Genomic DNA, 21,131 nt, shown 5'->3' with positions numbered 1-21,131 from the left:
CATGGCGGAGAGCGACGAGCAGTACGACGCGCTGGGCGCGGTCTACGAGCGGGCCAAGCACATCCCGACCGGGCTGGCCGAGCGCGCCACGTTGCTGTCCGCGGTCGGTGACCTGCGCGGGAAGTCCGTGCTGGACGTGGCCTGCGGCACCGGCTTCTACGCGCGGCTCTTCCACGACCTGGGCGCGGCCCGCGTCGTGGGCGTCGACTCGGCCGGCGAGATGATCGGTTACGCCCGGTACGTCGAGGAACGCGAACCGCGCGGCATCAGCTACGAGCAGCACGACGCGACCGCGCTGCCGGTGCTCGGCGAGTTCGACGTCGTGACCGCAGTCTGGTTGCTCGGCTACGCGGACGACGAGGCCGCGCTCGACGCCATGATCGGCAATCTCACCGCGAACCTCGTGGCAGGCGGGCGGCTCGTCGTGCTGGTGCCGAACCCGGAACCGGACTGGGAGCTGTACGCGGAGTACGGCCGTTACGGCTACAAGATCACGCCGACCGGTCCGATGAACCTGAAACAGCCGGTCACGGTGCACGTGCTGGGCGACCCGCCGTTCGACTTCGACTCCTTCTACTGGGAGCGCGGCGCGTTCGACGGCGCGCTGACCCGCGCGGGTCTGACCGGCGTGACCCGTCAGCCGACCGTGACCCCGGACGAAGGGAAGTTCTGGGACGCGCTGCGGAAGTGCCCGAGCTTCGGCGTCTTCACGGCAGTGCGGGCCGGCTCGTGATCGTGCTCGCGGTGGACCTCGGCACCACGGCCACCAAGGTCGTGGCGGTCGACGCCCAGGCCCGTGTCGTGGCCTCGACCGAACGCGGCTACCCGATGCGCACGAGCGGCGCCGAAGCCACCCACGATCCGTTCCAGGTGCTCAACGCCGCCCTCGACGCGTTGGCCGAACTGGCGTCCGACGACGTCCGCGCCGTCGCCCTGACCGGTGCCATGCACTCGATCATGGGGCTCGACGCCGACCTGCGCCCGGTCACGGAGTCGTTGAGCTGGGCCGACAACCGCGCGGTCGAGCAGACCGAACGCCTGCGCGGCACGCCGGAAGGCCGTGAACTGCACCAGGCGACCGGCACGCCGATCCACTCGTTCACGCCGCTGATGAAGCTCGCCTGGTTCCACGAGAACGGTGTGCGCGCCGCGAAGTGGTGCGAGATCAAGGACTTCGTGCACCTGCACCTGACCGGCGAGCTGCTCAACGAGCACTCGTGCGGTTCCGGCACGGGACTGATGAACATCCACACGCTGCAGTGGCACGAGCCGTCGCTGGAGTTCGCCGGCGTGACGGCCGACCAGCTGCCGCCGCTCGTCGAACCCACGCACTCCACGCCGCTGAAAGCCGAGATCCCCGGGCTGCGCAAGGGCATCCCGGTGATCATCGGCGGCGGTGACGGCCCGCTCGGCAACCTCGGCGTCGGCGCGGCCACGCCCGGTGCGGGTGCGGTCTCGCTCGGCACCTCGGGCGCACTGCGCGTGGCGCAACGAGGTCCGGGCGTCGACGAGGAAGGCCGCACCTTCAGCTACGCCATCGCCGAGGGACTGTGGGTGCGTGGCGGTGCGATCAGCAACGGCGGTGTCGTCGCGCAGTGGGCCGCCGAGACGTTCGGCATCCCGGTCGGCGACCTGCTGGGCCGGGCCGCCGCGGTCGACTCGGACGGCCTGGTCGCCCTGCCGTACCTGCTCGGTGAACGGGCGCCGTGGTGGGATTCGACCGCGCACGCCGCGTTGCTCGGCCTTCGACGCGAACACACCCCTCAGCAGATCACCAAGGCTCTGGTCGAGGGTGTGTGTCAGCAGCTGGCGCTGGTGCTGGACGCCGTCCCGAACGTCGAGTCGTTGCGGATCACCGGCGGCGCCTTCCGCGCCCCGATCTGGGCGCAGACCCTGGCCAACACCCTCGGCATGCCGTTGCACCTGACCGAGGACAGCGGAGGCTCCGCGGTCGGCGCCGCCCTGGTGGCCTGGCGCGCCCTGGACGTGATCCCGGAGCTGACCGTCGACCTGGTGCGGCCGATTCAAACGATCACACCGGACGAGGACGCCATCAGGCGGTATGCGTCGGCACGGCCGTTCGTGGCGAAGGCGTACCGGGCGCTGGAAGAGCTGTACAGCGAGGGCACCGGCCCCAGAACGTGACCTCGGCACGTTCCACGTGGAAGCCGGCGAGCTCGACCGCCGGGGTGAAGACGCAGTCCACGTCCTCGACCCGGCCGCATTCGCGACACACGAGGTGGTCCAGTGCAGCCACGGTCATCACCCTAGTCCTGCGATCTTGAACACATCAAGAAAACGAAGGGTTAAACGTTTTGCCACGCGAGTGAGGATGACCGCGTGGATCTCGCCCCCTTCAAACACGTCCTCATGCTGCCCAGAGTTCGCCCGCTCGCGCTGTTGATGTTCTTCGCGCGGATGCCCCCGGCAGCGACCGGCGTGATCCTCACGCTGCACGTCGCGGTCACCCTGCACCAGGGCTACGGGGCCGCGGGCCTGGTGGGGGCGGCCGGCACGGTCGGCATGGGGCTGGGCGCGCCGTTGATGGGCAGGCTGGTCGACAGTCGCGGTCTGCGGTCGATGCTCGCTCTGAGCGTCACGGCCAGCACGGCCTTCTGGCTGACCGCGCCTCTGATGAGCTACTGGACGTTGCTGGTCAGCTCGTTCGCCGTCGGTCTGCTCGGCGTGCCGATGATGTCGATCGGCCGCCAGATGATCACCGCGCTCGTGCCGGAGAACCAGCGGAGGGTCGCGTTGTCGGTCGACTCGATCTCGGTCGAGCTCTCGTTCATGGGCGGGCCCGCGCTGGGCGTGTTCGTCGCGACGAAGTTCTCGACGGACACCGCGTTGGTGTTCATCGGCGTGTCGATCCTGGTCGCGGGCGTGCTGCTGTACTGGGCGAACCCGCCGATGGTGCACGAGGACGAGGTCGTCGGCGGCCCCAAGCCGCGCGTGTCCGAGTGGCTGCGCGGCCGGATCGTCGCCGTGCTGGTCGTGTGCATCGGCGAGACCATCTGCCTCGCGGGCATGGAGGTGTCGGCGATCGCGTCGCTGGAGCACATCGGCAAGGCGGGCTGGCTCGGCGTCGTGTTCTTCGCGATGTGCGCCGCGTCCATCGCAGGCGGACTGGTCTACGGCGGGGTGAAGCGCGTGCCGAGCGTCCTGGTGCTGCTCGTGGTGATGGCGGTGTGCGAGATCCCGGTCGGGCTGGGCGACGGCAGCATCCTCTGGCTGTGCGTGCTGCTCATCCCGATGAACCTGGTGTGCGCGCCGCTGATCGCCGCCACCGGTGAGCAGATCAGCAGGCTCGCACCACCCGCCGCGCGCGGGCTGGCGATGGGGTTGCAGGGGTCGGCGTTCACCATCGGCGGCGCGATCGGTTCACCGCTCGCGGGGGTCGCGATCGACAACGGCGGCGCTCCGGCCGGTTTCGCGATCGTCGGTGTGGCGGGGCTGCTCGTGGCGGGCGTCGCGTGGGTGCTCGCGCGGCAACGCCAACAGGTAAATCCGTTGCCAGTCGGGTGACGATGAGGGGCGTGAACCTCGCCCCCTTCAAACACGTCCTCGCGCTGCCGCGGGTACGTCCCCTGATGTTGCTGATGCTGTTGGCGAGGATCCCCCCGACGGCGGCGGGCGTCACGGTGACGCTGCACGTCGTCACCACGCTCCACCAGGGCTACGCGGCGGCCGGCACGGTCGGTTTCGCGACCATGGTCGGCATCGGCCTCGGGTCACCGCTGATGGGCAAGCTGATCGACAGCAAGGGCCTGCGGGTCACGCTCGCGCTGAGCCTGCTCGAAGGCGTGTTCTGGGTGACGGCGCCGCTGATGAACTACTACGTGCTGCTGGTGCTGGCGTTCGCCAACGGGCTGGTGGCGGTGCCGATGATGTCGATCGGCCGCCAGGCGTTGACGGCGCTCATCCCCGAACCGCAACGACGTCCGGCCTTCTCGCTGGACTCGATCTCGGTCGAGCTGTCGTTCATGGTCGGGCCCGCAGCCGGTGTGCTGATCGCCACGAAGTTCTCGTCCGGCACGGCGCTCGTCGCGATCGGTGTGGCGATCCTCGTGGCCAGCGCGGTGCTGTTCGCGGTGAACCCGCCGCTGGTGCACGAGGACGAGGTCGTCGACGGTCCGCAGCCCCGGCTCACGCAGTGGTTGCGCGGCCCGGTCCTCGCGGCGCTGATCATCCCGTTCGGCGCCACCATGACGTTGTCGGGCATGGAGATCGCCTCCATCGCGTCGCTGCAGCGCGTCGGCGAGCAGAGCTGGCTCGGCCTGATCTTCGTGGTGATGTGCGCGGCGTCGGCCCTCGGCGGACTCGTCTACGGCAGCCTGAAACGGGTGCCGGGCGGTGTCGTCCTGCTCGCGGTCATGGCGTTGCTGGAGCTCCCGGTCGGACTGGGCGACGGCAACGTGGCACTGCTGGCCATCGCGCTCGTTCCGATGAACTTCGCGTGCGCGCCGACGATCGCGGCCTCGACCGAACTGATCAGCAGGCACGCGCCCGCGTCCGCCCGCGGACTCGCCCTGGGCCTGCAGGGCTCCGCGTTCACGTTCGGCGTCGCCGCCGGTCAGCCGCTCGCGGGGGTCGCCGTGGACCACAGCGGACCCCCGCTCGGCTTCGTCGTGGCGGGGCTGGCCGGACTGACGATCGCCGGTCTGGGCTGGGTGTTGTCGCGGGAGCGTCAGGCGGTCTCGGTCACGTCCTGAGCGGAGTTCGCGAGTGCGAGGCCGGTCCGCAGCGCGCCCACGGCCTCGGACACGGCCTCGCGGAAGATCCCGCCGACCCCGAGCACGTTCGCGAAGCCGTGGAACAGGCCCTCGTGCCGGCGCAGCACGACCGGCACGCCCTCGGCGGCCAGGCGTTCCGCGAAGGCCTCGCCCTCGTCTCGCAACGGGTCGTAGCCCGCGGTCGCGATGTAGGTGGGCGGCAGGTTCGAGAGGTCGTCCGCGAGCATGATCGACAGGCGCGGGTCGTGGCGGTCCTTGCCGCCCGCGCTGTACTGGTCGAGGAACCAGTCCATCTTCTCGTCGGTCAGGAAGAACCCGTTGCCGAAGATCTCCCGCGACCGGCGGCGCACCGAGGCGTCCACGCCGGGGTAGAAGAGCAGCAGGAACGCGAGGTCGACCTCGGCGCCGTGCGCGGTCACCGCGGCCAGGTTGCCGCCGGCGCTGTCACCGCCGAGCGCGATCCGCTTCGCGTCGATGCCCAGGTCCTCCGCCTTGGCCACGGCGTAGCGCAGCACCTCGGCGGCGTCGTCGGCCGCGGCGGGGAACGGCGCCTCGGGAGCGAGCCGGTAGTCGGCCGCGAGCACCCGGACACCGGCCTCCCTGGCGAGGAACCGGCACAGGTTGTCGTGGCTCTCCAGGCTGCCGGTCACCCAGCCGCCACCGTGGTAGAAGATCAACAACGGCGATCCGGTGGCCAGGCCGTCCGGCGTGTAGAGCCGTCCGGCGAACTCGCCGATCGTGAGCTCTCGCGTGCCGACCCCGGTGATCTTCGGACCGGCCACGAGCTTCGAGCTCAACTCCAGGTCGAGGCGGCTCGCCGATGCTGACTTCGTGCGCCAGTCCGTCCCGGACAGCTGCTGGAGCCTGAGCAGCAGCTGCGCTTCCGGGTGCAGGTCCTGACCGTCCAGACGGATCGGGGTACCGGCGATGAGGCGGCGCACGGGGCCGGGGAGACCGAACGCGAAGCGCAGAGCGCCGGCCAGCAGGGCCGTCTGGAAGTTCGACATGTGTTTCACGTTACTAGCGAGTAGTGCTGGATCTCCAGGTAGCTGGAGGTGGAAGGATCGATGTCATGACGGTGACGGTGGTGGGCATCGGGGGCTCGATCAGGTCCGACTCGCAGTCCGAGCGCGCACTGCGGGTGGCCCTGGAGGGTGCACGCGAACTCGGTGCGGAGACGATCCAGTACAGCGGGCCCGAGCTGATGCTGCCGTTCTACGACCCGTCCGTGCCGGAACGGACGGACGTCGCGCTGCGCATGGTCGAGGACCTGCGGCGCGCCGACGGCGTGATCCTCGTGTCGCCCGGCTACCACGGCACCGTGTCCGGCCTGGTCAAGAACGCCCTCGACTACGTCGAGGACCTGCGTGACGACGACCGCCCGTACCTCGACGGCCGCGCGGTGGGCACGATCACCGCCGCGTACGGCTGGCAGGCCGCGGTGAACACGCTCGCCGCGGTCCGTTCCATCGTGCACGCGCTGCGCGGCTGGCCGACCCCGCTCGGCGCCGCGATCAACTCCGCGCAGGTCAAGTTCGACGGCGACGGCGCCTGCTCGGACAGCGACGTCGACCGGAACCTGCGGGTGATCGGCCGCCAGGTCGTGGAGTTCGCGCTGCGCCACGCGTCTCAACTCGACGTGAACTGACTCACGATCGGGCAGATAAGTCGTGTGCGATCCGTTCTAACCGGTGGGTAACAAAGCCCACTGACTCAAGGGAGAGCGGAATGGAAGCGCTGTACACGGCTGAGGCGACTGCTTACGGCGAAGGCCGCAACGGCGAGGTCCGGTCCTCCGACGGCGTGATCGACGAGGTGCTGTCGGTGCCGAAGGAGATGGGCGGCCCCGGCGGTGACGCGACCAACCCCGAGCAGCTCTTCGCGGCCGGCTACGCGGCCTGCTTCAACTCCGCTCTCGCCGCGGTCGCGCGTGCGGGCAAGATTCAGCTCGCTTCTTCTGAGGTAACCGCCAAGGTGGGGATCGGCCCGAACGGCGCAGGCGGCTTCCAGCTGGCCGTCGAGCTGGCGGTGAACATCCCCGGATTCGACCAGGCGGTCGCGGAGAAGCTCGTCGAGCAGGCCCACCAGGTCTGCCCGTACTCCAACGCGACGCGCGGCAACATCGAGGTGGCGCTCACCGTCACCGTCTGAGGAGGCGCGTAGGACCATGGCCAAGAACCCGATCACCAGCCCGCTCGCCGATGGTGACCGCGACGCGGTCGGCGCGGTGTTGCAGGCGGCACTCGTCGACCTCATCGACCTGTCCCTGATCGGGAAACAGGCGCACTGGAACGTGATCGGCAAGAACTTCCGCAGCGTCCACCTCCAGCTCGACGAGCTGGTCGCGCTGGCGCGCAACGCCGCCGACCAGGTCGCCGAACGAGCCGCCGCTCTCGGCGTCACGCCGAACGGCACGGCGAAGACCGTCGCCGCGTCGTCCGGCGTGCCCGAGATCGAGACCGGCTGGCTGAAGGAGGACCAGGTGGTCGCGTCGATCACTGCTTCCCTGGCTTCGCTGATCTCTCGCATGCGTGCCCGCATCGACGAGACCGACAAGCCCGACCTCGTCACCCAGGACCTGCTGATCGGCATCACGCAGGAGCTGGAGCAAGCACACTGGATGTGGCAGGCCCAAGCCGCCTGACCTGCTTTCCACACGCGGGGACCTTCCGTGCGCCAGGAGTGCACGAAAGCTCCCCGCGTGCACTCGTCTTACGGCGCGACGAGCTGGATTTCGCGGTGCAGCTGACCGTCGACGTCGGGGTAGAAGCTCACCTCGCCGTCGCTCCACCGCACGATGATGCCGTTGCCGCGCCCGGCGGTGACGGTCGCGTGCGTCCACAGGTCGTTCGGCGCCTGGACCTGGTGCTCCTGGCCGAGACCGGCGGAGGCCACGTCGCCGTAGATCGTGAACTCGCCGTCGCTCCAGCGCACCAGCAGGTCGGGCGTGCCCGAGCCGGTCCAGTTGCCGCCGGAGATCGTCTGGGCGTGCGTCCAGGTGCCGTTCGGCGCGACGAGCTGGCGCTCCGAACCGAGCTTGTTGGCGGCGATGCCCTGGTAGAGCGTGGTTTCGCCGTCGTTCCACACGACCACGAGGTCACCGCCGAGCCCGGCGATGTAGGAGGCGTGGTCCTTCCACAGGGCGTTGGGCGCGGCGAGCTGGACCTCGTTGTGGAAGCCGCTCTTGTCGACGGATCCGTAGTAGGTGACCTCGCCGTCCGACCACGTCACGACGAGCCCGTTCCCGACCGTGGCGATGCCCTTGGCGTGCGTCCAGATGCTCTGCGGAGCCGCGAGCTGCGTCTCGCCGACGAACGGCTTCTGCGGGTCGGACGTGGATCCGCCCTGGTAGAGGGTGACCTCGCCGTCGCTCCAGCGGACGATCATGTCCAGCTGGGTGCTGCCGGTGAAACGGCCGGACGTGATGAGCTGCGCGTGCTTCCACGTCGAACCGCTGCCCAGCGGGTAGCCCAGGTTGCCGTTGCTCGGCGGCACGGGTGCGCCGACAGCCTTGTCGTACAACGCCTTGACGCGGTTGTCGAAGCGGACGCTGTAGTTGCGCGGGTCGGTGGGCGGCAGGTCCTGGCCCTTGCCGCCGATGACGCCGATCAGCTCCTTGGTGCCGCGCAGCACCCACGGGCCGCCGCTGAACCCGCCGGGAATGCCCAGGCACTGCAGCGTTTCCCAGTACTGGCCGTCACGGGACGCGCTGCTGTCGCACAGGTACGGCTTGTCCTTGGCGGACGGATAACCGAAGACGGTCATGTCCGCGGGCAGGGTCGCGTCGACGTGGAGGTTGAGCGAGGAGCCCGTCACCTCGGCGACGTTCTTGCCGTTGCGCGGCTGCAGCACGACGAAGGCGTAGTCGTAGGGCGAGCCGGCGCCGTTGATGTCGTGGTTGTCCTTGTAGCCGTCGTCGACGTAGATCGCCGCCGACTGCCACGTGCCGTACGGCGCCTGGCCGTCGTGGTAGCCGGGGCTGAAGAAGACGTTGCGCTTGCCGTAGACGCAGTGCGCGGCGGTGACGATCACGTTGCCGCGGGGGCTGCTGACCACGCTGCCGGAGCAGTGGTGGTCCTTGGGGTCGCCGGAGTTCGACAGCGAACCGATCTCAGGCCTGGGTGTGGTGACCTGACTTTGCGGCGTGGCCGCTTCCGCGGCCTGCACCGGCAGCAAGAACGCCACCAGCGCGAGAGCCGCTCCCCAGTGAGCTTTCCTCATGGTCGCGACACTACGGAGGCGCTGGTGACGTTTTGCTGACTTCGGTCACATCTCCAGGTGCCTCCTGGCGAAGTCGACCTCGGCCGCCGTCTGCCGCATGGTCTCGGCGACCACCAACGAACCGTGGCCGGCGTCGTAGCGGTACATCTCGTACGTGTGGCCACGAGCCGCAAGCGCGTCGAGGTAGTTGTCGATCTGCCGGATCGGGCAGCGCGGGTCGTTCTCGCCCGCGAGCACCAGCACCGGCGCGGTCACCTGCTCGACGTAGGTGAGCGGCGAGCACTCCTGGTAGAGCTCGGGCAGCTCGTCCGGTGAACCGCCGAACAACGCGCGGTCGAACGCCCGCAGCGGCTCCATCTCGTCCTCGTACGCGGCGAGGTAGTCCGCCACCGGGACGCCCGCGATGCCGACGGCCCACCGTTGCGGCTGCACGCCGATGCCGAGCAGGGTCAGGTAGCCGCCCCACGACGCGCCGCTCAGCACCGACTTCGACGGGTCGGTGAGCCCGGACTCGACCGCCCAGTCGTGCACGGCCGCGATGTCCTCCAGCTCGGTCAGACCCGGCCTGCCCTCGATCGCGTCACGCCACTTCGAGCCGTAGCCGCTGGAACCGCGGTAGTTGACGTGCACGGTCGCGAACCCGGCGTCCAGCCAGACGGCCCGGTACGCCGAGAAGCGGTCCTCGTCGGAGGAGTGCGGGCCGCCGTGGATCAGGAACACCGTCGGGAACGGGCCCTCGCCTTCCGGCTTGGACACCAGCGCGTGCACCTCGCCGACGAAGACGTCCTCCAACGGCGCCGAGGTCGCGGCACGAGCGCCCTGCGGCTCGACCAGCACCCGTTCGGTGCCGTCGGTGGCCAGCGCGCGGATCACCGTGGACTTCTCCGCGGACGACCACGAGTACTCGACCGTGCCGTCCGGCCGCACGCCGGCGGAGCCGATCACGCCGGGCGCGGTGTCCAGGGTGGACAGTTCGCCGGTCGTGAGGTCGTAGCGGTGCACGGTGTTGCGGGCGTGGTGGGTGTGCACGATCAGCAGCGCGGACGCGTCCGGGTACCAGTCTGCGGCCACCTCACCCGGCAGGTCGAGGACGACCTCGGTCTCGGTGTCGGCGGCGACGTCCCAGATCAGCAGCTCCTCGCGGCCGCGCCGCTCGTGCAGCACCAGCAGCCGCTGGTCGCCGCGCACCGGGCTGAACGAGATGGCGTCCAGGCCCTTGCCCTTGCCGTCCCACTTCTCGGCGACCGTCCGGCCGTCGGCGGCGCTCAACGCGCGCAGGGCCATGTGCCGGTTGTCGCCGTGCTCGGAGTGCGCGATCACGACCAGCGACTCGTCCTTCGACAACGCGGTCACGCCGGCGTCGTTGACGTGCTGGTAGATCACCTCGGCGGGGCCACCGGCACGCGACAGCCAGACCGTCGTGCCGTCGTCGGTCGAGGCGGCCACGGCCACGACGTCGCGGCCGAGCTCCAGCCCGGCGGGGTAGCCGGCGTGGACGTTCGCGACCGCGGGCTCGGCCTTGCTGCCGTCGGGCGTGAACGGTTCGCGCACCCAGACGCCGAACTCGTCGCCGTCGTGGTCGTCGAACCACCAGATCTCGGTGCCGTCCGGGTTCAGCGTGCCGTGCGAGGTGCCGTTCGGGCGGTCCGTGACCTTGCGGTGCTCGTCCTTCGCCCGGTCCCAGGCGTAGATCTCCCACACGCCGCTCGCGTTGGAGACGTACAGGGTGCGGTCCGGTGCGTCGTCCGCCCAGCTGGGCAGGCTCATCCGGGGAGCGGTGAACCGCTCGCGCCACCGGGTCTCGGCGGCCGGATCGTCGAAGAGCTGGTCCGGAACGTTCGGAGCAGGGTGCGTTGTCACGCCTCAACACTAGAGTCAGACCCGGTTCCAGGGGGATCCGAAATGCCACGACCACCTCAGCGGGGAGCTGCCGCGTCGATGGAACTCGCCCAGGTCAACATCTCGCGCCTGCTCGCACCGCTGGACAGCCCGCGGCTCAAGGAGTTCGTCGACGCCCTCGACGAGGTGAACGCGGTCGCGGACGCCGCATCCGGCTTCCGCTGGCGGTTGCAGAGCGAGGCGGGAGACGCGACCGCGATCCGCGTCTTCGACGACGACTGGCTGATCGTCAACATGTCCGTGTGGGAGTCGCCGGAGACGTTGCTCGACTACGTCTACGGCGAGGCCCACCGAGCGGTGCTGCGCGGCAGGCGCAAGTGGTTCCACCGGCCGACCGAGGCGATGACCGCGCTGTGGTGGGTGCCCGCCGGCCACCGGCCTTCCGTCGCCGAAGCCGAGGAACGGTTGGTGCACCTGCGCGCGCACGGCCCGTCCTCACACGTGTTCACGCTGAAGCAGATCTACGGCGAACAATCGATCACGCCATATTTCACGCCGCGCCGGAATATCTAGGCCGTGCGGGCGGCGCGAGTTAGTGTTGATACATGTCCGAAACGATGGAACGCCTCGCCGGAGCCGCGACGTTGGAGGAAGTGCAACGGATCGTCCGCACCACGGCTCGTTCCTCGCTGGCAGCTCACGGCGCCACGTTGGTGCTGCTGGACGGCGATCTCTGCTACTACGCGGACGAGGACTCGATGAGTCCGTTGTGGAAGGGCCAGCGCTTCCCGGCCGTGAACTGCATCAGCGGCTGGGCGATGCTGAATCGTCAAACCGTGGCGATCAGGGACATCCGCTTCGATTCGAGGATCCCTCAGGAAGCGTATCGCCCGACATTCGTGCGAAGCCTGTTGATGGCCCCGATCCTGCGCCCGGAACCAATCGGCGCCATCGGTTGCTACTGGGCCGTCCCGCACATCGCGACGCCCGCGGAGACCGAGACCCTGCAGGCGCTGGCCCGTGACGCCGGGGAAGCGCTGGAACGCTTCCCGGAAGGCCTGCCCGCGCGAGGCTTCTTCAACTGAGCGGTCTCACTGGCGGCCGAGCTCGTCCTCGAAGATCTGGTCGACCTGCCGCGACGCCCGCGACAGCACTTTGACCGTGCCCACGACCACCATGAAGCCGACAGCCACCGCAGCCGCCACCCAGGCCGACGTGAGCATGTAAACGATCGCCAGGGTCTGCAACACCACAATGGACTTGGCCGCGATGACGATCCACGACCTATGGGCAGGTTTGTCGGCGACGGAGTCCATCACAAGCATCTCCCGACTCTTTCAACGAGCGCTGAACCACTGCCTTCGTCGTTTGGATCAAGACACCCGTTACGGACCGTGAGTTGAACCGTCAACCTTCACCCGTAAGGGCTAACGCTACGTGCGCGTTCCGTATAGTTTGACGCGGAACGGTGGCACTGCGTCATGCCTCCACGGTGACCGCTGCGGCTGCCCGTGTCGAGTCAGACCACACGATCGGGTGGTATTAGCGAGCGGAAGTGCCCTTTCGCATGAAGGTCGCCACCCTTCGGCCCTGGCTGGAACCGCTCGACTGAACCGACGGTCTTCTTGATCCACTCCAGGTGCGGCCGCACGCGGGTGACGATCGGGGCAAACAAAAATCGGGCCGATTCCAACACAAGCTGGAATCGGCCCGATTTTCAATCGGGGTGACAGGATTTGAACCTGCGACCTCTTCGTCCCGAACGAAGCGCGCTACCAAGCTGCGCCACACCCCGGCTGGGAACGAGTAGAACTCTACATCATGTCCGCCCCAGCTCCGAATCGGACCCCCTCATTTCTGCCCTGACCTGGCGTAACGGGCCGAGGAACCAGGGTCAGCAGCGAAGCCTCCGGAGGGCAGCAGAACCGCACCGGCGCGTAGGGCGAAGTGCCCATCCCGGCGGACACGTTCATCCACATGTGCGAGCCCCACCGCGACACCCCGCGAGCGCGCCCGCGGTCGAGTTCGCAGTTGGTCACCAGGGCGCCGTAGAACGGCACGCGCAACTGTCCGCCGTGGGTGTGCCCGGCCATCACGAAGTCGTAGCCGTCGGCGGCGAACGGGTCCAGCACGCGCGGTTCCGGGGAGTGCGTGACGCCGAGGCGCAGTGCGGCGGACGGGTCGGGGGTGCCGGCGATGTCGGCGTAGCGGTCGCGCTTCAGGTGCGGGTCGTCCAGGCCGGCGGCGAAGATCGTCTGGCCGCCCACCTCGATGGTGCGGCGCACGTGGGTCAGGTCGAGCCAGCCGCGTTCGATCATGCCCGCGCGGAGGTCGCGCCACGGCAGCGTCACACCGTGGATGCGCTTGGTCTTGGCGGACGGCAGCAGGTAGCGCACCGGGTTCTTCAAGCGGGGCGCGTAGTAGTCGTTGCTGCCGAACACGAACACGCCCGGCTTGTCGAGCAACGGGCCGAGCGCGCGCAGCACGCCGGGGACCGCGTCCTTGTGCGCGAGGTTGTCGCCGGTGTTGACGACGAAGTCCGGGTTCAGGTCGGCCAGGGAGGCGACCCAGCGCTGCTTCGACACCTGGTTCGGCGTCATGTGCAGGTCTGAGATGTGCAGCACACGGATCGGCTTGGAACCGGGGGACAGGACCGGCACGGTGGCGGTGCGCAGAGTCCAGTGCCTGCGCTCGATTCCTGCCGCGTACGCGATGGTCGCGGCGCCGACTGCGGTCGTGGCGAGAAGTGCTCGGCCGAGCTTGTTCACGGTGTCAAGGGTACGGAAGGCGGTTAACTCGATCGGCGCGGCATCCGGCGGGCGGTACCGTTCTGCGCCATGGCGGAGTTGAAGACGCGGCTGCAGAACGACCTCACTGCGGCCATGAAGGCCAGGGAGACTGTCACGGCCGGTGCGTTGCGGATGGCGCTCACGGCGGTCACGAACGAGGAGGTCGCGGGCAAGCAGGCGCGCGAGCTCACCGACGACGAGGTCGTGAAGGTCCTCACGCGCGAGGCGAAGAAGCGCAAGGAGGCCGCCGAGGCCTTCGAGGGTGCCGGCCGGGCCGAGAAGGCCGAGCTGGAGCGCCAGGAGCTCGCCGTGCTGGAGACCTACCTCCCCGCCCAGCTCGACGACGCCGCGCTGACGTCCATTGTGGACAAGGCCGTCGAGGCCGTGGCCGCGCAGCTCGGCGAGACGCCGGGGCCCAAGCAGATGGGCCAGGTCATGAAGGCCGTCAACGCCGAGGTCGCCGGTCGTGCCGAGGGCGGCCGGGTGGCCGCCGCGGTGAAGTCCAGGCTCACGAGCTGAACCAGTGCCGCGGCGGGCGCGAAACCCGCTGCGGCACCCCTACTGGAACGCCTTCTCGACCGCGTCCGCGAACTCGCCCATCGACCCGAACTCCAGGTCGTAGCCGAACTCACCGGACGGCTGCGGCGTCGCGCCCCAGCCCGGCCTGTCGTGCCGCCGGTTGATCCACGCGGACGGCAGTCCCTCCCGGCGCGCCGGCACGTGGTCGTGGAACAGGCTCTGCGCCACGTGCAGCAGACCCTCGCGCTCCACTCCCAACGAACCGAGCGTGTCGTCCAGCGCCCGGAAGTGGTTCTCGGCCGGCTTGTAGGCGCCGACGTCCTCCGCGGTGATGATCGCCGCGAAGTCCCCGCGCAGCCACCGGTTGCTGCCCGCGAACCCGTCGCGGTGCACATTGGACAGAATGATCAACCGGTAGTGGGCGGCCAGCCGCGCCAGCGCGTCCGCGGAGTCGGGGAACGCCGGCCAGTCCGGCACCGACGCGCCCAGCCGCTGCGCCCACTCGTCGGTCACCTCGCGTCCCAGCTCGGCGCCGACCCGGCGGAACGCCGTCGCCAGCACGTCCGGATACAGCCGGAACGGCTTCTCGGCCTCCACGGACGCCTCCTGCGTCCCGTACGCGAGCAGCAGTTCCTCGTCGGACAGTGAGAGCCCCTGTTCGCGCGCCCACGGCGAGAGCACCGCGGCGATACCGGTCTCCCAGTCGATGAGCGTGCCGTAGCAGTCGAAGCTGAGTGCCTGGAACTCGGTCAGGTCCATGCCGCAAACTGTAGTACAGTTCAACTGCAGAGCAACCGAGTTAAACTCGATCCATGTCCGCCCTCGACGGCCTCGAAGTGCGCCGCACCACCACGGCCCAGCAACTCGCCGACGGCCTCTCCGAGCGGATCATGGCCGGCGCCTTCGGCCCTGGTGACCGGCTCAGGGAGAGCGCGATCGCGGCCGAGCTGGGCGTCGCCCGCAACACCGTCCGCGAGGCCGTGCGCATCCTGGAGCTGACCGGCCTGGTCCGCTACGAGGTCAACCGCGGCGCCGTCGTCATCGCGCCCACTCCGGAGAAGGTCGAGGCGCTCTACACCGCGCGCGAACGCCTCGAAACGGCCGCGGTGGCCCGCACTCCGCGCCCCGAGCAGCTCGCGGCGATCACGAAGGCGTTCGACCAGCTCGTCGACGCCGCGGCGACCGGCGACAAGAACAGGATCGTCGACCGCGACCTCGCCTTCCACCAGGCGATCGTCGCGTTGCTCGACAGCTCACGGCTCGACGAGTTCTTCGCCGGGCTCACCCAGGAACTGCGCTTCTACCTCACCGTGCTCTCGAAGTCGGAGACGCCTGAGGACGTCGTCGCGGAGCACGAGGCCATCCTCGACGCCATCCGCCTCGGTGATCGCGACAGGGCGGTCGCCGAGGTCCGCGCCCACGTCGGCGTGAGCGTCGAACGCCTCAAGGCACTCCTAGCGGCCAGGCCGTGACGGACAGCTGTCCACCTCGCGCTGCCGCACCACGGTCTCCGCGGTGATCGGGAGTGCGATCTCGTACTCGACGCACTGGGTGCCCGAGCCCGAACCGAACCAGCCGGACCCGCTGCCCTCGACCGAGGTCGTGATCACGACGCGGTCTGCTTCCCTGCGCACCGATCGCAGGTCCTGCGTGGTCCTGACCAACGCCACGTCCGCCTCGGACAGGTCGCCGTCCGCGATGGCCTCGCGGAGTGCCGTGTTCGTCTGGTTCATCGTTCTGGCGACGGAGATTCGCGCGTCCTCCCGATTGCGTTCGGCCGCGTTCGACGACGCGACGACCAACCAGAGGGCGCCGCCGATCACGAGGACCACGAACCCGATGAGCACCCACGGCACAGCGGCCAGGAGTGCCCGTCCGGCGTCTCCGCGCCACACCACTAGCGAGGCTCGCCCGGTTCGGTCGGCAGAGTGATCGGCGGTGGCTCGTTCGGGTTGCCGGGGTTGGGAGGTGGCTGGTTCGGGTTGGTGTTCGACGGCTCGGTCGCCACCGGCGGCGGCACGTAACCCGAGCTCACCGAGAGCGTGATCACCGTGCCGCGCAACGCGTTGCCGCGCGGCGTCTGGCTGACGACCGTCCCCTTCGACTGCTCGGAGTTGACCGACTGCTGGCTCACCGCGTAGCCGGCCTGCTCCAGGATCCGCGTCGCGTCGTTGACCTGACGGCCCACGACGTCGGGCACCTGGATCTCCTTGCCGCCCTTGAGATACCGCTGTTCGACCGGCGGCAGCTGCTTGACCGGCAACGACCCGTGCACCTTCGTCATCGTCTCGAACCACGTCTTGGCCGGGATCGTGCCGCCGAAGATGTTGCCGCTGCCGCACAACCTGGGCTGCCCCGCGCCGGCCAGGCAGATCGGGCGCGGGGCCGTGCCGTCGTTGAACGTCTGCACGGCGCCCGCGAAGTCCGGGGTGGCGCCGATGAACGCCGCCGACTTGTACTCCTCGGTCGTGCCCGTCTTGGCGATCATCGGACGCGTCCACTTGGCCGCACGGGCGGCGGCCGCGGCGGTGCCGTTGCCCTGGTCGTCCTTGCTCATGCCGGTCGCGAGGCCGTTCGCGAGCGCCTCCGACACGACCTGCTCGCACGGCGCCTCGTTGACCGGCACCGGCTTCTGGTTGCGGTCCAGCACCTTCGCGATCGGCGTGGGCGGGCACCACTTGCCGCCGCTCACGATGGTCGCGGCGACGTTCGCGAGCTCCAAAGTGGACACGGGCGCAGGCGACAGCGTGAACGACGCGTTGCCGCCGTTCTGCTTGTAGAACTCCGTCTGCGAGATGCGGTTCTGCTTGTCCTTGGCCTTCGGGTCCGGCCGGGTGCCCTGCAGGTTCGTCGCCATCGTCTCGCGCATGCCCAGCCGCGAGGCCATGTCGACGACCGCGTCCATGCCGACCTGCTCCTCCAGGATCACGAAGCCGGTGTTCGGCGACGTCGCCAGCGCCTGCTGCAGCGTCATCGACGACGGGTAGCTGCCGTCGAAGTTCGAGAGGCAGTACCAGCGGGTGCCGGGCTCACCGGTGCTCGGGCAGCGCTGCGCGCCACCCTTGAAGACCTTCGAGACGTGGTGGGTCGGCGTCTGGATGACGTTCTCGATGCCCATGCCCTTCTCGAGCGCCGCCGCGGCCGTGAAGACCTTGTAGACCGATCCGGCGCCGAACTTGTTCTCCACACCGCTGGGCAGGTCGAACGTCGTCTGGTTCAGCTCCGCCTTCAACCCGTAGTCGCGGTTCGCGACCAGCGCCAGCACGTCGTGGCGGTCCTTGCCGGGCCGCACGACGGCCATCGTGTTCGCGATGCCGTCGGCGTTCTTGGCCACCCCGGCCTCCGCCGCCGCCTTCGCCTGCGCGGTCACCGTTCTGTCCAAAGTGGTCTGAATGGTGTAACCGCCGGTGCGCAGCTGCTCCTCGCTGAAACCCGCGCGCTGCAAGTAGTTCACCACGTACGAACAGAAGAAACCGTTTTCCGGACCGGCGCCCACACAACCGTTCGGTGGCGTTCGGACCGGGTTCGCGAGTCCGAGGCCTTCCTTCTTCGCCGCCTCACCGGCATCGCGCGAGAGCTTGTCGTTCTCGACCATCCTGTCGATCACTTTGTTGCGCCGCTCCAGCGCTTTGTCCGGATACGCTTCGGGGTCGAGCGCTGACGGACTGTTGACCATTCCGGCGAGCATCGCGGCCTGAGGAACCGTCAACTTGTCCGGCGTCGTGTTGAAGTACGCCTGCGACGCCGCGGCGATGCCGTAAATGGTCGAGCCGAAAGGAACGACGTTCAGGTACCTGGCGAGGATCTCCTCCTTGCCGAGCTTTCGCTCCAGCTGCAGGGAGATCCGGGCCTCGCGCAGCTTGCGCGCGATGGTCTGCTCCTGGGCCTTGGCCTGCTCCAGCTTGTTGTTCCGCGCCACGACGTGGACCAGGTAGTTCTTCACGTACTGCTGGGTCAGCGTGGACGCACCCTGCGACACCGAGCCGCTGACCTGGTTCGTCAGGCCGGCGCGGATGGTGCCCTTCCAGTCCACGCCCTGGTGCTCGTAGAACCGGCGGTCCTCGACCGAGATCAGCGCCGCCTTCATGGTCGGCGAGATCTTCTCCGGCGGGGTCAGGACTCTGTACTGGTCGAACAGGTAGGCGATCGGCTGCCCGTCCTTGTCGGTGACCGTGGTGATCAACGGGGGATCGGTGGTCACGAGGTCGGCGGAGATGCTGTCCACGGTGTCGCTGGCGCGGTTGGACACGAGGCCTGTCGCGCCCACGACTGGGAACAGCATGCCGGCGAGGAGAACCCCAGCCAGCAGGCACAGGCCGAGCATCTTGAGCACGCCATTCCTGACTCGCACGCAGGTCAGCGTACGCCGTACACGAACGGGTGACTGTGATCAGTAAGGCCCGTTACTCAGCATGAGTAGAGATACGCAAGACAGGTAACAGTTGGGTGGCCCAGGGTTGGACGTGGAACCGAACGGCACTACAGTCCGTCAACGTCCAAGGAATGCAGCCGTGGCTCGAACGCTACGGCATCCGTGGCAGGGGTGTGGCGGATTTTCCACATTTGGACAGCACTGAGGAGTGGGGGATATGAACCAGGGGGATTGGCGTATCAACGCTTCGTGCCGCGATGAGGAGCCGGACCAGCTCTTCGTTCGGGGTGCGGAGCAGCGCAAGGCGAAGCTCGTGTGCCTGGGTTGCCCAGTTCGCATGGAATGCCTGGCCGAAGCGCTGGACAACAGGATCGAGTTCGGGGTCTGGGGTGGCATGACCGAGCGCGAGCGTCGCGCTCTGCTGCGCCGCCGCCCGGACGTCGACTCGTGGTTCGAGCTGCTCGACAACGCACGTCAGGAGCACCTCGAGGACACGAGGGTGGGATGACGGCTACTCCCCGGCCAGGCGCCGACCTATCTCTCGGAGGCCGTCCAGGTCGTGCACGTCCGCGGGCAACGCGGGCACGCCGACCAGCGCCACACCGGGGTGCGCACGTGTGAACCGGGCCAGCAGCCGCCGTTCCCGATCGGCGACTGCGACCCGGTCCGCGTGCAGCCGGAGCACCGCCGCCGCGAGCGGCGCCTCACCGGAGCGGTCCAGGTCGTCCGCTGCGGCGAGCGCGTTCGCCGCGGGCAGGTCCGTCGCGATCACGGGATGCGTCCTGTTCGCGACGAGCCCGCACAACGGCATGTTCTCCGCGCTGAGCCGCTCGACGAAGTAGCTCGCTTCGCGCAACGCGTCCGGCTCCGCCGCCGCCACCACGACAAAACCGGTGCCCGGCGATCGGAGCAGCTCGTACGTGCGCTGGGCGCGTTCGCGGAAGCCGCCGAACATGCTGTCGAAGGCCTGCACGAACGTCGAGGCGTCCTGCAGCAGCTGGCCGCCGACGATCGTCGACACGGCACGCGTGAAAAGGCTGAAACCGGTTCCGACGATCTTGAGCAGCCCACGTCCGCTCGCGCGCGCGGGTGCCGAGAGCATCCGGATGAACTTGCCGTCGAGCACCGTCGACAGCCGCTGCGGCGCGTCCAGGAAGTCCAGCGCCGACCGCGACGGCGGGGTGTCGACGATGATCAGGTCCCACTCGTCCTGGGCCACCAGCTGGCCCAGCTTCTCCATCGCCATGTACTCCTGCGTGCCGGAGAACGACGAGGAGATGGTCTGGTAGAAGGGGTTCGACAGGATCTGGTCGGCCCGGTCGCGGCCCGCGTGGGTCAGCACCATGTCGTCGAACGTGCGACGCATGTCGAGCATCATCGCGAACAGCTCGCCCTTGGGCTCGAAGCCGTCGACGACGACCTCGCGCGGGTGGTTGTCGAGCTCCCGCAGGCCCAGCGACTGCGCCAGGCGCCGCGCCGGGTCGATCGTCAGCACGACCACGCGCCGGCCGCGCTCCGCCGCGCGCAACGCCAGCGCCGCCGCGGTCGTCGTCTTGCCGACGCCACCGGAGCCGCAACACACCAGCACGCGCGTCGCCGGATCGTCCAGCAACGGGTCGAAGTCCAGCTTCTCGGTCACCGCACACCTGCCGCGACCAGCACCTCGGCCAGCTCGTAGAGCGCGGCCACGTCCACCCCGTCGGTCAGCTCCGGCAGCTCCACCGTCGGCAGGTCCGACTCGCTGAGCAGCTCCATCGCCTCCTGCTGCGACTGCACCCGGACGGCGTGCTCCACGGTCTCGTCGACCAGGCCGTCGACGGTGAACTCGTCGAGCTCCAGCCCGGCCGCCTCGAGCCCGGCCCGCACCCGCGAGGCGTCGACCCTGCCCTCCGCGGCGACCGGCACCGACCGAGCCGGCAGCCGGACCGGGTGGACGCGGTTGACCAGCACCGCACCGGGCCGCAGGTCCGCGCCGTCCAGTTCGGCGACCGCGTCCAGGGTCTCGCGCACCGGCATCTCCTCCAGCAGCGCCACCAGGTGCACCGCGGTGTCACCGGAGTGCAGCAGCCGCACCACGCCCTCGCTCTGCCCCTTGATCGGCCCGACCTTGGCCAGGTCGGCCATGGCCTTCGTGACGTCCAGGAACTTGACCACGCGCCCGGTGGGCGGCGCATCGAGCACCACCGCGTCGTACAGGTGGCGCCCGTCCTTGCCGGTGCGGTTCACGCACTCCTTGACCTTGCCGGTCAGCAGGACGTCCCGCAGACCGGGCGCGAGCGTCGTGGCGAACTCGATGGCGCCCATCTTGCGCAGCGTCCGCCCCGCGAACCCGAGGTTGTAGAACATCGCCAGGTACTCGAGCAGCGCGGCCTCGGCGTCCACCGCGAGGGCGTGCACCTCACCGCCGCCGGGAGCGGACGCGATCCGTTCCTCGGCGTAGGGCAGCGGGGCCCGGTCGAAGAGCTGGGCGATGCCCTGTCGTCCCTCGACCTCGACCAGCAGCACCCGGCGGCCGCCCGTGGCGAGCGCGAGGGCCAGCGCGGCGGCGATCGTGGTCTTGCCGGTGCCGCCCTTGCCGGAGACCACGTGCAGGCGGGCTCGGGTCAGCTCCTCGGTCCACGACGTCACACGTCCAGACTAGGTGTGAATTCGCCGGAA

The 21,131-nt window shown here is 69.2% G+C and carries 22 protein-coding genes, 1 tRNA gene and 1 pseudogene; 12 read left to right on the top strand and 12 right to left on the bottom strand.

Going from position 1 to position 21,131, the window contains the following annotated elements; translation table 11 throughout:
• Nucleotide 1: 1 nt before the first annotated feature.
• Both ABZV40_RS01425 and ABZV40_RS01420 read left to right on the top strand, forming a co-directional pair.
• Entirely contained in the window at nt 2-733 is a 732-nt protein-coding gene (locus tag ABZV40_RS01425) for a class I SAM-dependent methyltransferase (RefSeq protein ID WP_355434014.1), read from the top strand.
• The gene (locus ABZV40_RS01420; protein WP_355434012.1) at nt 688-2,145 is read left to right on the top strand and encodes a gluconokinase; all 1,458 of its coding nucleotides are present in this window, start codon (nt 688-690) and stop codon (nt 2,143-2,145) included. Before ABZV40_RS01425 ends, ABZV40_RS01420 begins: the two co-directional genes overlap by 46 nt.
• On the opposite strand, the pseudogene ABZV40_RS01415 reads toward ABZV40_RS01420, so the two are convergent.
• A pseudogene (locus ABZV40_RS01415) lies at nt 2,054-2,242 on the bottom strand (hypothetical protein); the annotation flags it as partial. The gene ABZV40_RS01420 and the pseudogene ABZV40_RS01415 sit on opposite strands and share 92 nt — an antisense overlap.
• 98 nt (nt 2,243-2,340) lie before the next feature.
• On the opposite strand from ABZV40_RS01415, the gene ABZV40_RS01410 reads away from it, so the two are divergent.
• Both ABZV40_RS01410 and ABZV40_RS01405 read left to right on the top strand, forming a co-directional pair.
• Nucleotides 2,341-3,525: an MFS transporter gene (locus ABZV40_RS01410; RefSeq protein WP_355434010.1), complete on the top strand. Its 1,185-nt coding sequence runs from the start codon at nt 2,341-2,343 to the stop codon at nt 3,523-3,525.
• Between the two features lie 11 nt (nt 3,526-3,536).
• Nucleotides 3,537-4,712: an MFS transporter gene (locus ABZV40_RS01405; RefSeq protein WP_355434008.1), complete on the top strand. Its 1,176-nt coding sequence runs from the start codon at nt 3,537-3,539 to the stop codon at nt 4,710-4,712.
• Here ABZV40_RS01405 and ABZV40_RS01400 read toward each other — a convergent pair.
• Nucleotides 4,688-5,740 carry an alpha/beta hydrolase gene (locus tag ABZV40_RS01400; RefSeq protein ID WP_355434006.1) on the bottom strand — a complete coding sequence of 351 codons (1,053 nt, stop codon included), beginning with the start codon at nt 5,738-5,740 and terminating at the stop codon, nt 4,688-4,690. The two genes, ABZV40_RS01405 and ABZV40_RS01400, sit on opposite strands and share 25 nt — an antisense overlap.
• A 65-nt stretch (nt 5,741-5,805) precedes the next feature.
• Between ABZV40_RS01400 and ABZV40_RS01395 the strand changes: the two genes are divergently transcribed.
• From ABZV40_RS01395 to ABZV40_RS01385, 3 genes are all read left to right on the top strand, one after another.
• On the top strand, nt 5,806-6,381 hold the full coding sequence (locus ABZV40_RS01395; protein ID WP_355434004.1) for an NAD(P)H-dependent oxidoreductase: 576 nt from the start codon (nt 5,806-5,808) through the stop codon (nt 6,379-6,381).
• A gap of 80 nt (nt 6,382-6,461) precedes the next feature.
• Nucleotides 6,462-6,884, top strand: a complete 423-nt coding sequence (locus tag ABZV40_RS01390) for an organic hydroperoxide resistance protein (protein ID WP_355434002.1) — start codon at nt 6,462-6,464, stop codon at nt 6,882-6,884.
• Nucleotides 6,885-6,900: 16 nt separating this feature from the next.
• The gene (locus ABZV40_RS01385; RefSeq protein WP_355434000.1) at nt 6,901-7,377 is read left to right on the top strand and encodes a DNA starvation/stationary phase protection protein; all 477 of its coding nucleotides are present in this window, start codon (nt 6,901-6,903) and stop codon (nt 7,375-7,377) included.
• A gap of 68 nt (nt 7,378-7,445) precedes the next feature.
• Here ABZV40_RS01385 and ABZV40_RS01380 read toward each other — a convergent pair whose 3' ends face one another.
• Both ABZV40_RS01380 and ABZV40_RS01375 read right to left on the bottom strand, forming a co-directional pair.
• Nucleotides 7,446-8,954 (bottom strand): trypsin-like peptidase domain-containing protein, encoded by a 1,509-nt coding sequence (locus tag ABZV40_RS01380; protein ID WP_355433998.1) that lies wholly within the window; start codon nt 8,952-8,954, stop codon nt 7,446-7,448.
• A 45-nt stretch (nt 8,955-8,999) separates the two neighbouring features.
• Nucleotides 9,000-10,814, bottom strand: a complete 1,815-nt coding sequence (locus ABZV40_RS01375) for a prolyl oligopeptidase family serine peptidase (RefSeq protein WP_355433996.1) — start codon at nt 10,812-10,814, stop codon at nt 9,000-9,002.
• 78 nt (nt 10,815-10,892) lie between these two features.
• Between ABZV40_RS01375 and ABZV40_RS01370 the strand changes: the two genes are divergently transcribed.
• Nucleotides 10,893-11,366 (top strand): DUF3291 domain-containing protein, encoded by a 474-nt coding sequence (locus ABZV40_RS01370; RefSeq protein WP_355433994.1) that lies wholly within the window; start codon nt 10,893-10,895, stop codon nt 11,364-11,366.
• Between the two features lie 32 nt (nt 11,367-11,398).
• Nucleotides 11,399-11,878, top strand: a complete 480-nt coding sequence (locus tag ABZV40_RS01365; protein ID WP_355433992.1) for a GAF domain-containing protein — start codon at nt 11,399-11,401, stop codon at nt 11,876-11,878.
• Between the two features lie 6 nt (nt 11,879-11,884).
• Here the strand turns inward: ABZV40_RS01365 and ABZV40_RS01360 are convergent, their stop codons facing one another.
• The 3 genes from ABZV40_RS01360 to ABZV40_RS01350 all read right to left on the bottom strand — a co-directional run bounded on the left by ABZV40_RS01360 (nt 11,885) and on the right by ABZV40_RS01350 (nt 13,561).
• Complete coding sequence (locus tag ABZV40_RS01360) at nt 11,885-12,109, bottom strand: hypothetical protein (RefSeq protein WP_355433990.1); 225 nt, start codon at nt 12,107-12,109, stop codon at nt 11,885-11,887.
• Nucleotides 12,110-12,514: 405 nt separating this feature from the next.
• A tRNA-Pro gene (locus ABZV40_RS01355) sits at nt 12,515-12,588 on the bottom strand.
• 19 nt (nt 12,589-12,607) lie between these two features.
• Nucleotides 12,608-13,561, bottom strand: a complete 954-nt coding sequence (locus ABZV40_RS01350; RefSeq protein WP_355433988.1) for a metallophosphoesterase — start codon at nt 13,559-13,561, stop codon at nt 12,608-12,610.
• A 69-nt stretch (nt 13,562-13,630) separates the two neighbouring features.
• On the opposite strand from ABZV40_RS01350, the gene ABZV40_RS01345 reads away from it, so the two are divergent.
• Nucleotides 13,631-14,101: a GatB/YqeY domain-containing protein gene (locus ABZV40_RS01345; RefSeq protein WP_355433986.1), complete on the top strand. Its 471-nt coding sequence runs from the start codon at nt 13,631-13,633 to the stop codon at nt 14,099-14,101.
• 39 nt (nt 14,102-14,140) lie between these two features.
• Here the strand turns inward: ABZV40_RS01345 and ABZV40_RS01340 are convergent, their stop codons facing one another.
• Nucleotides 14,141-14,860 carry an HAD-IA family hydrolase gene (locus ABZV40_RS01340; RefSeq protein ID WP_355433984.1) on the bottom strand — a complete coding sequence of 240 codons (720 nt, stop codon included), beginning with the start codon at nt 14,858-14,860 and terminating at the stop codon, nt 14,141-14,143.
• 53 nt (nt 14,861-14,913) lie between these two features.
• Here ABZV40_RS01340 and ABZV40_RS01335 point away from each other — a divergent pair, with 53 nt between their 5' ends.
• Entirely contained in the window at nt 14,914-15,573 is a 660-nt protein-coding gene (locus ABZV40_RS01335; protein ID WP_355433983.1) for a GntR family transcriptional regulator, read from the top strand.
• Here ABZV40_RS01335 and ABZV40_RS01330 read toward each other — a convergent pair.
• Together ABZV40_RS01330 and ABZV40_RS01325 are read right to left on the bottom strand one after the other, a co-directional pair.
• The gene (locus ABZV40_RS01330; RefSeq protein WP_355433981.1) at nt 15,556-15,996 is read right to left on the bottom strand and encodes a hypothetical protein; all 441 of its coding nucleotides are present in this window, start codon (nt 15,994-15,996) and stop codon (nt 15,556-15,558) included. The genes ABZV40_RS01335 and ABZV40_RS01330 overlap by 18 nt on opposite strands.
• A gap of 2 nt (nt 15,997-15,998) precedes the next feature.
• Nucleotides 15,999-18,452: a transglycosylase domain-containing protein gene (locus tag ABZV40_RS01325; RefSeq protein WP_355433979.1), complete on the bottom strand. Its 2,454-nt coding sequence runs from the start codon at nt 18,450-18,452 to the stop codon at nt 15,999-16,001.
• A gap of 238 nt (nt 18,453-18,690) precedes the next feature.
• Here ABZV40_RS01325 and ABZV40_RS01320 point away from each other — a divergent pair, with 238 nt between their 5' ends.
• Entirely contained in the window at nt 18,691-18,981 is a 291-nt protein-coding gene (locus ABZV40_RS01320; RefSeq protein WP_109630938.1) for a WhiB family transcriptional regulator, read from the top strand.
• A 3-nt stretch (nt 18,982-18,984) separates the two neighbouring features.
• Here the strand turns inward: ABZV40_RS01320 and ABZV40_RS01315 are convergent, their stop codons facing one another.
• Both ABZV40_RS01315 and ABZV40_RS01310 read right to left on the bottom strand, forming a co-directional pair.
• Nucleotides 18,985-20,112 carry an ArsA-related P-loop ATPase gene (locus ABZV40_RS01315; protein ID WP_355433977.1) on the bottom strand — a complete coding sequence of 376 codons (1,128 nt, stop codon included), beginning with the start codon at nt 20,110-20,112 and terminating at the stop codon, nt 18,985-18,987.
• Nucleotides 20,109-21,101: an ArsA-related P-loop ATPase gene (locus ABZV40_RS01310; RefSeq protein WP_355433975.1), complete on the bottom strand. Its 993-nt coding sequence runs from the start codon at nt 21,099-21,101 to the stop codon at nt 20,109-20,111. Before ABZV40_RS01310 ends, ABZV40_RS01315 begins: the two co-directional genes overlap by 4 nt.
• Between the last annotated feature and the right edge of the window lie 30 nt (nt 21,102-21,131).

It is taken from the genome of Lentzea sp. NPDC004782 (assembly GCF_040609115.1).
In the GTDB taxonomy this organism is placed as follows: Bacteria; Actinomycetota; Actinomycetes; order Mycobacteriales; family Pseudonocardiaceae; genus Lentzea.
Note: the sequence above shows the minus strand (reverse complement) of the source record. Positions and strands in the feature narration are given on the sequence as shown.

Bases quoted from the DNA above. Each gene is read 5' to 3' on its own strand.
- ABZV40_RS01425 (WP_355434014.1), top strand. From the start codon at position 2: ATGGCGGAGAGCGACGAGCAGTACGACGCGCTGGGCGCGGTCTACGAG.
- ABZV40_RS01400 (WP_355434006.1), bottom strand. From the start codon at position 5,740: ATGTCGAACTTCCAGACGGCCCTGCTGGCCGGCGCTCTGCGCTTCGCG.
- ABZV40_RS01395 (WP_355434004.1), top strand. From the start codon at position 5,806: ATGACGGTGACGGTGGTGGGCATCGGGGGCTCGATCAGGTCCGACTCG.
- ABZV40_RS01390 (WP_355434002.1), top strand. From the start codon at position 6,462: ATGGAAGCGCTGTACACGGCTGAGGCGACTGCTTACGGCGAAGGCCGC.
- ABZV40_RS01385 (WP_355434000.1), top strand. From the start codon at position 6,901: ATGGCCAAGAACCCGATCACCAGCCCGCTCGCCGATGGTGACCGCGAC.
- ABZV40_RS01380 (WP_355433998.1), bottom strand. From the start codon at position 8,954: ATGAGGAAAGCTCACTGGGGAGCGGCTCTCGCGCTGGTGGCGTTCTTG.
- ABZV40_RS01370 (WP_355433994.1), top strand. From the start codon at position 10,893: ATGGAACTCGCCCAGGTCAACATCTCGCGCCTGCTCGCACCGCTGGAC.
- ABZV40_RS01365 (WP_355433992.1), top strand. From the start codon at position 11,399: ATGTCCGAAACGATGGAACGCCTCGCCGGAGCCGCGACGTTGGAGGAA.
- ABZV40_RS01360 (WP_355433990.1), bottom strand. From the start codon at position 12,109: ATGGACTCCGTCGCCGACAAACCTGCCCATAGGTCGTGGATCGTCATC.
- ABZV40_RS01345 (WP_355433986.1), top strand. From the start codon at position 13,631: ATGGCGGAGTTGAAGACGCGGCTGCAGAACGACCTCACTGCGGCCATG.
- ABZV40_RS01340 (WP_355433984.1), bottom strand. From the start codon at position 14,860: ATGGACCTGACCGAGTTCCAGGCACTCAGCTTCGACTGCTACGGCACG.
- ABZV40_RS01335 (WP_355433983.1), top strand. From the start codon at position 14,914: ATGTCCGCCCTCGACGGCCTCGAAGTGCGCCGCACCACCACGGCCCAG.
- ABZV40_RS01320 (WP_109630938.1), top strand. From the start codon at position 18,691: ATGAACCAGGGGGATTGGCGTATCAACGCTTCGTGCCGCGATGAGGAG.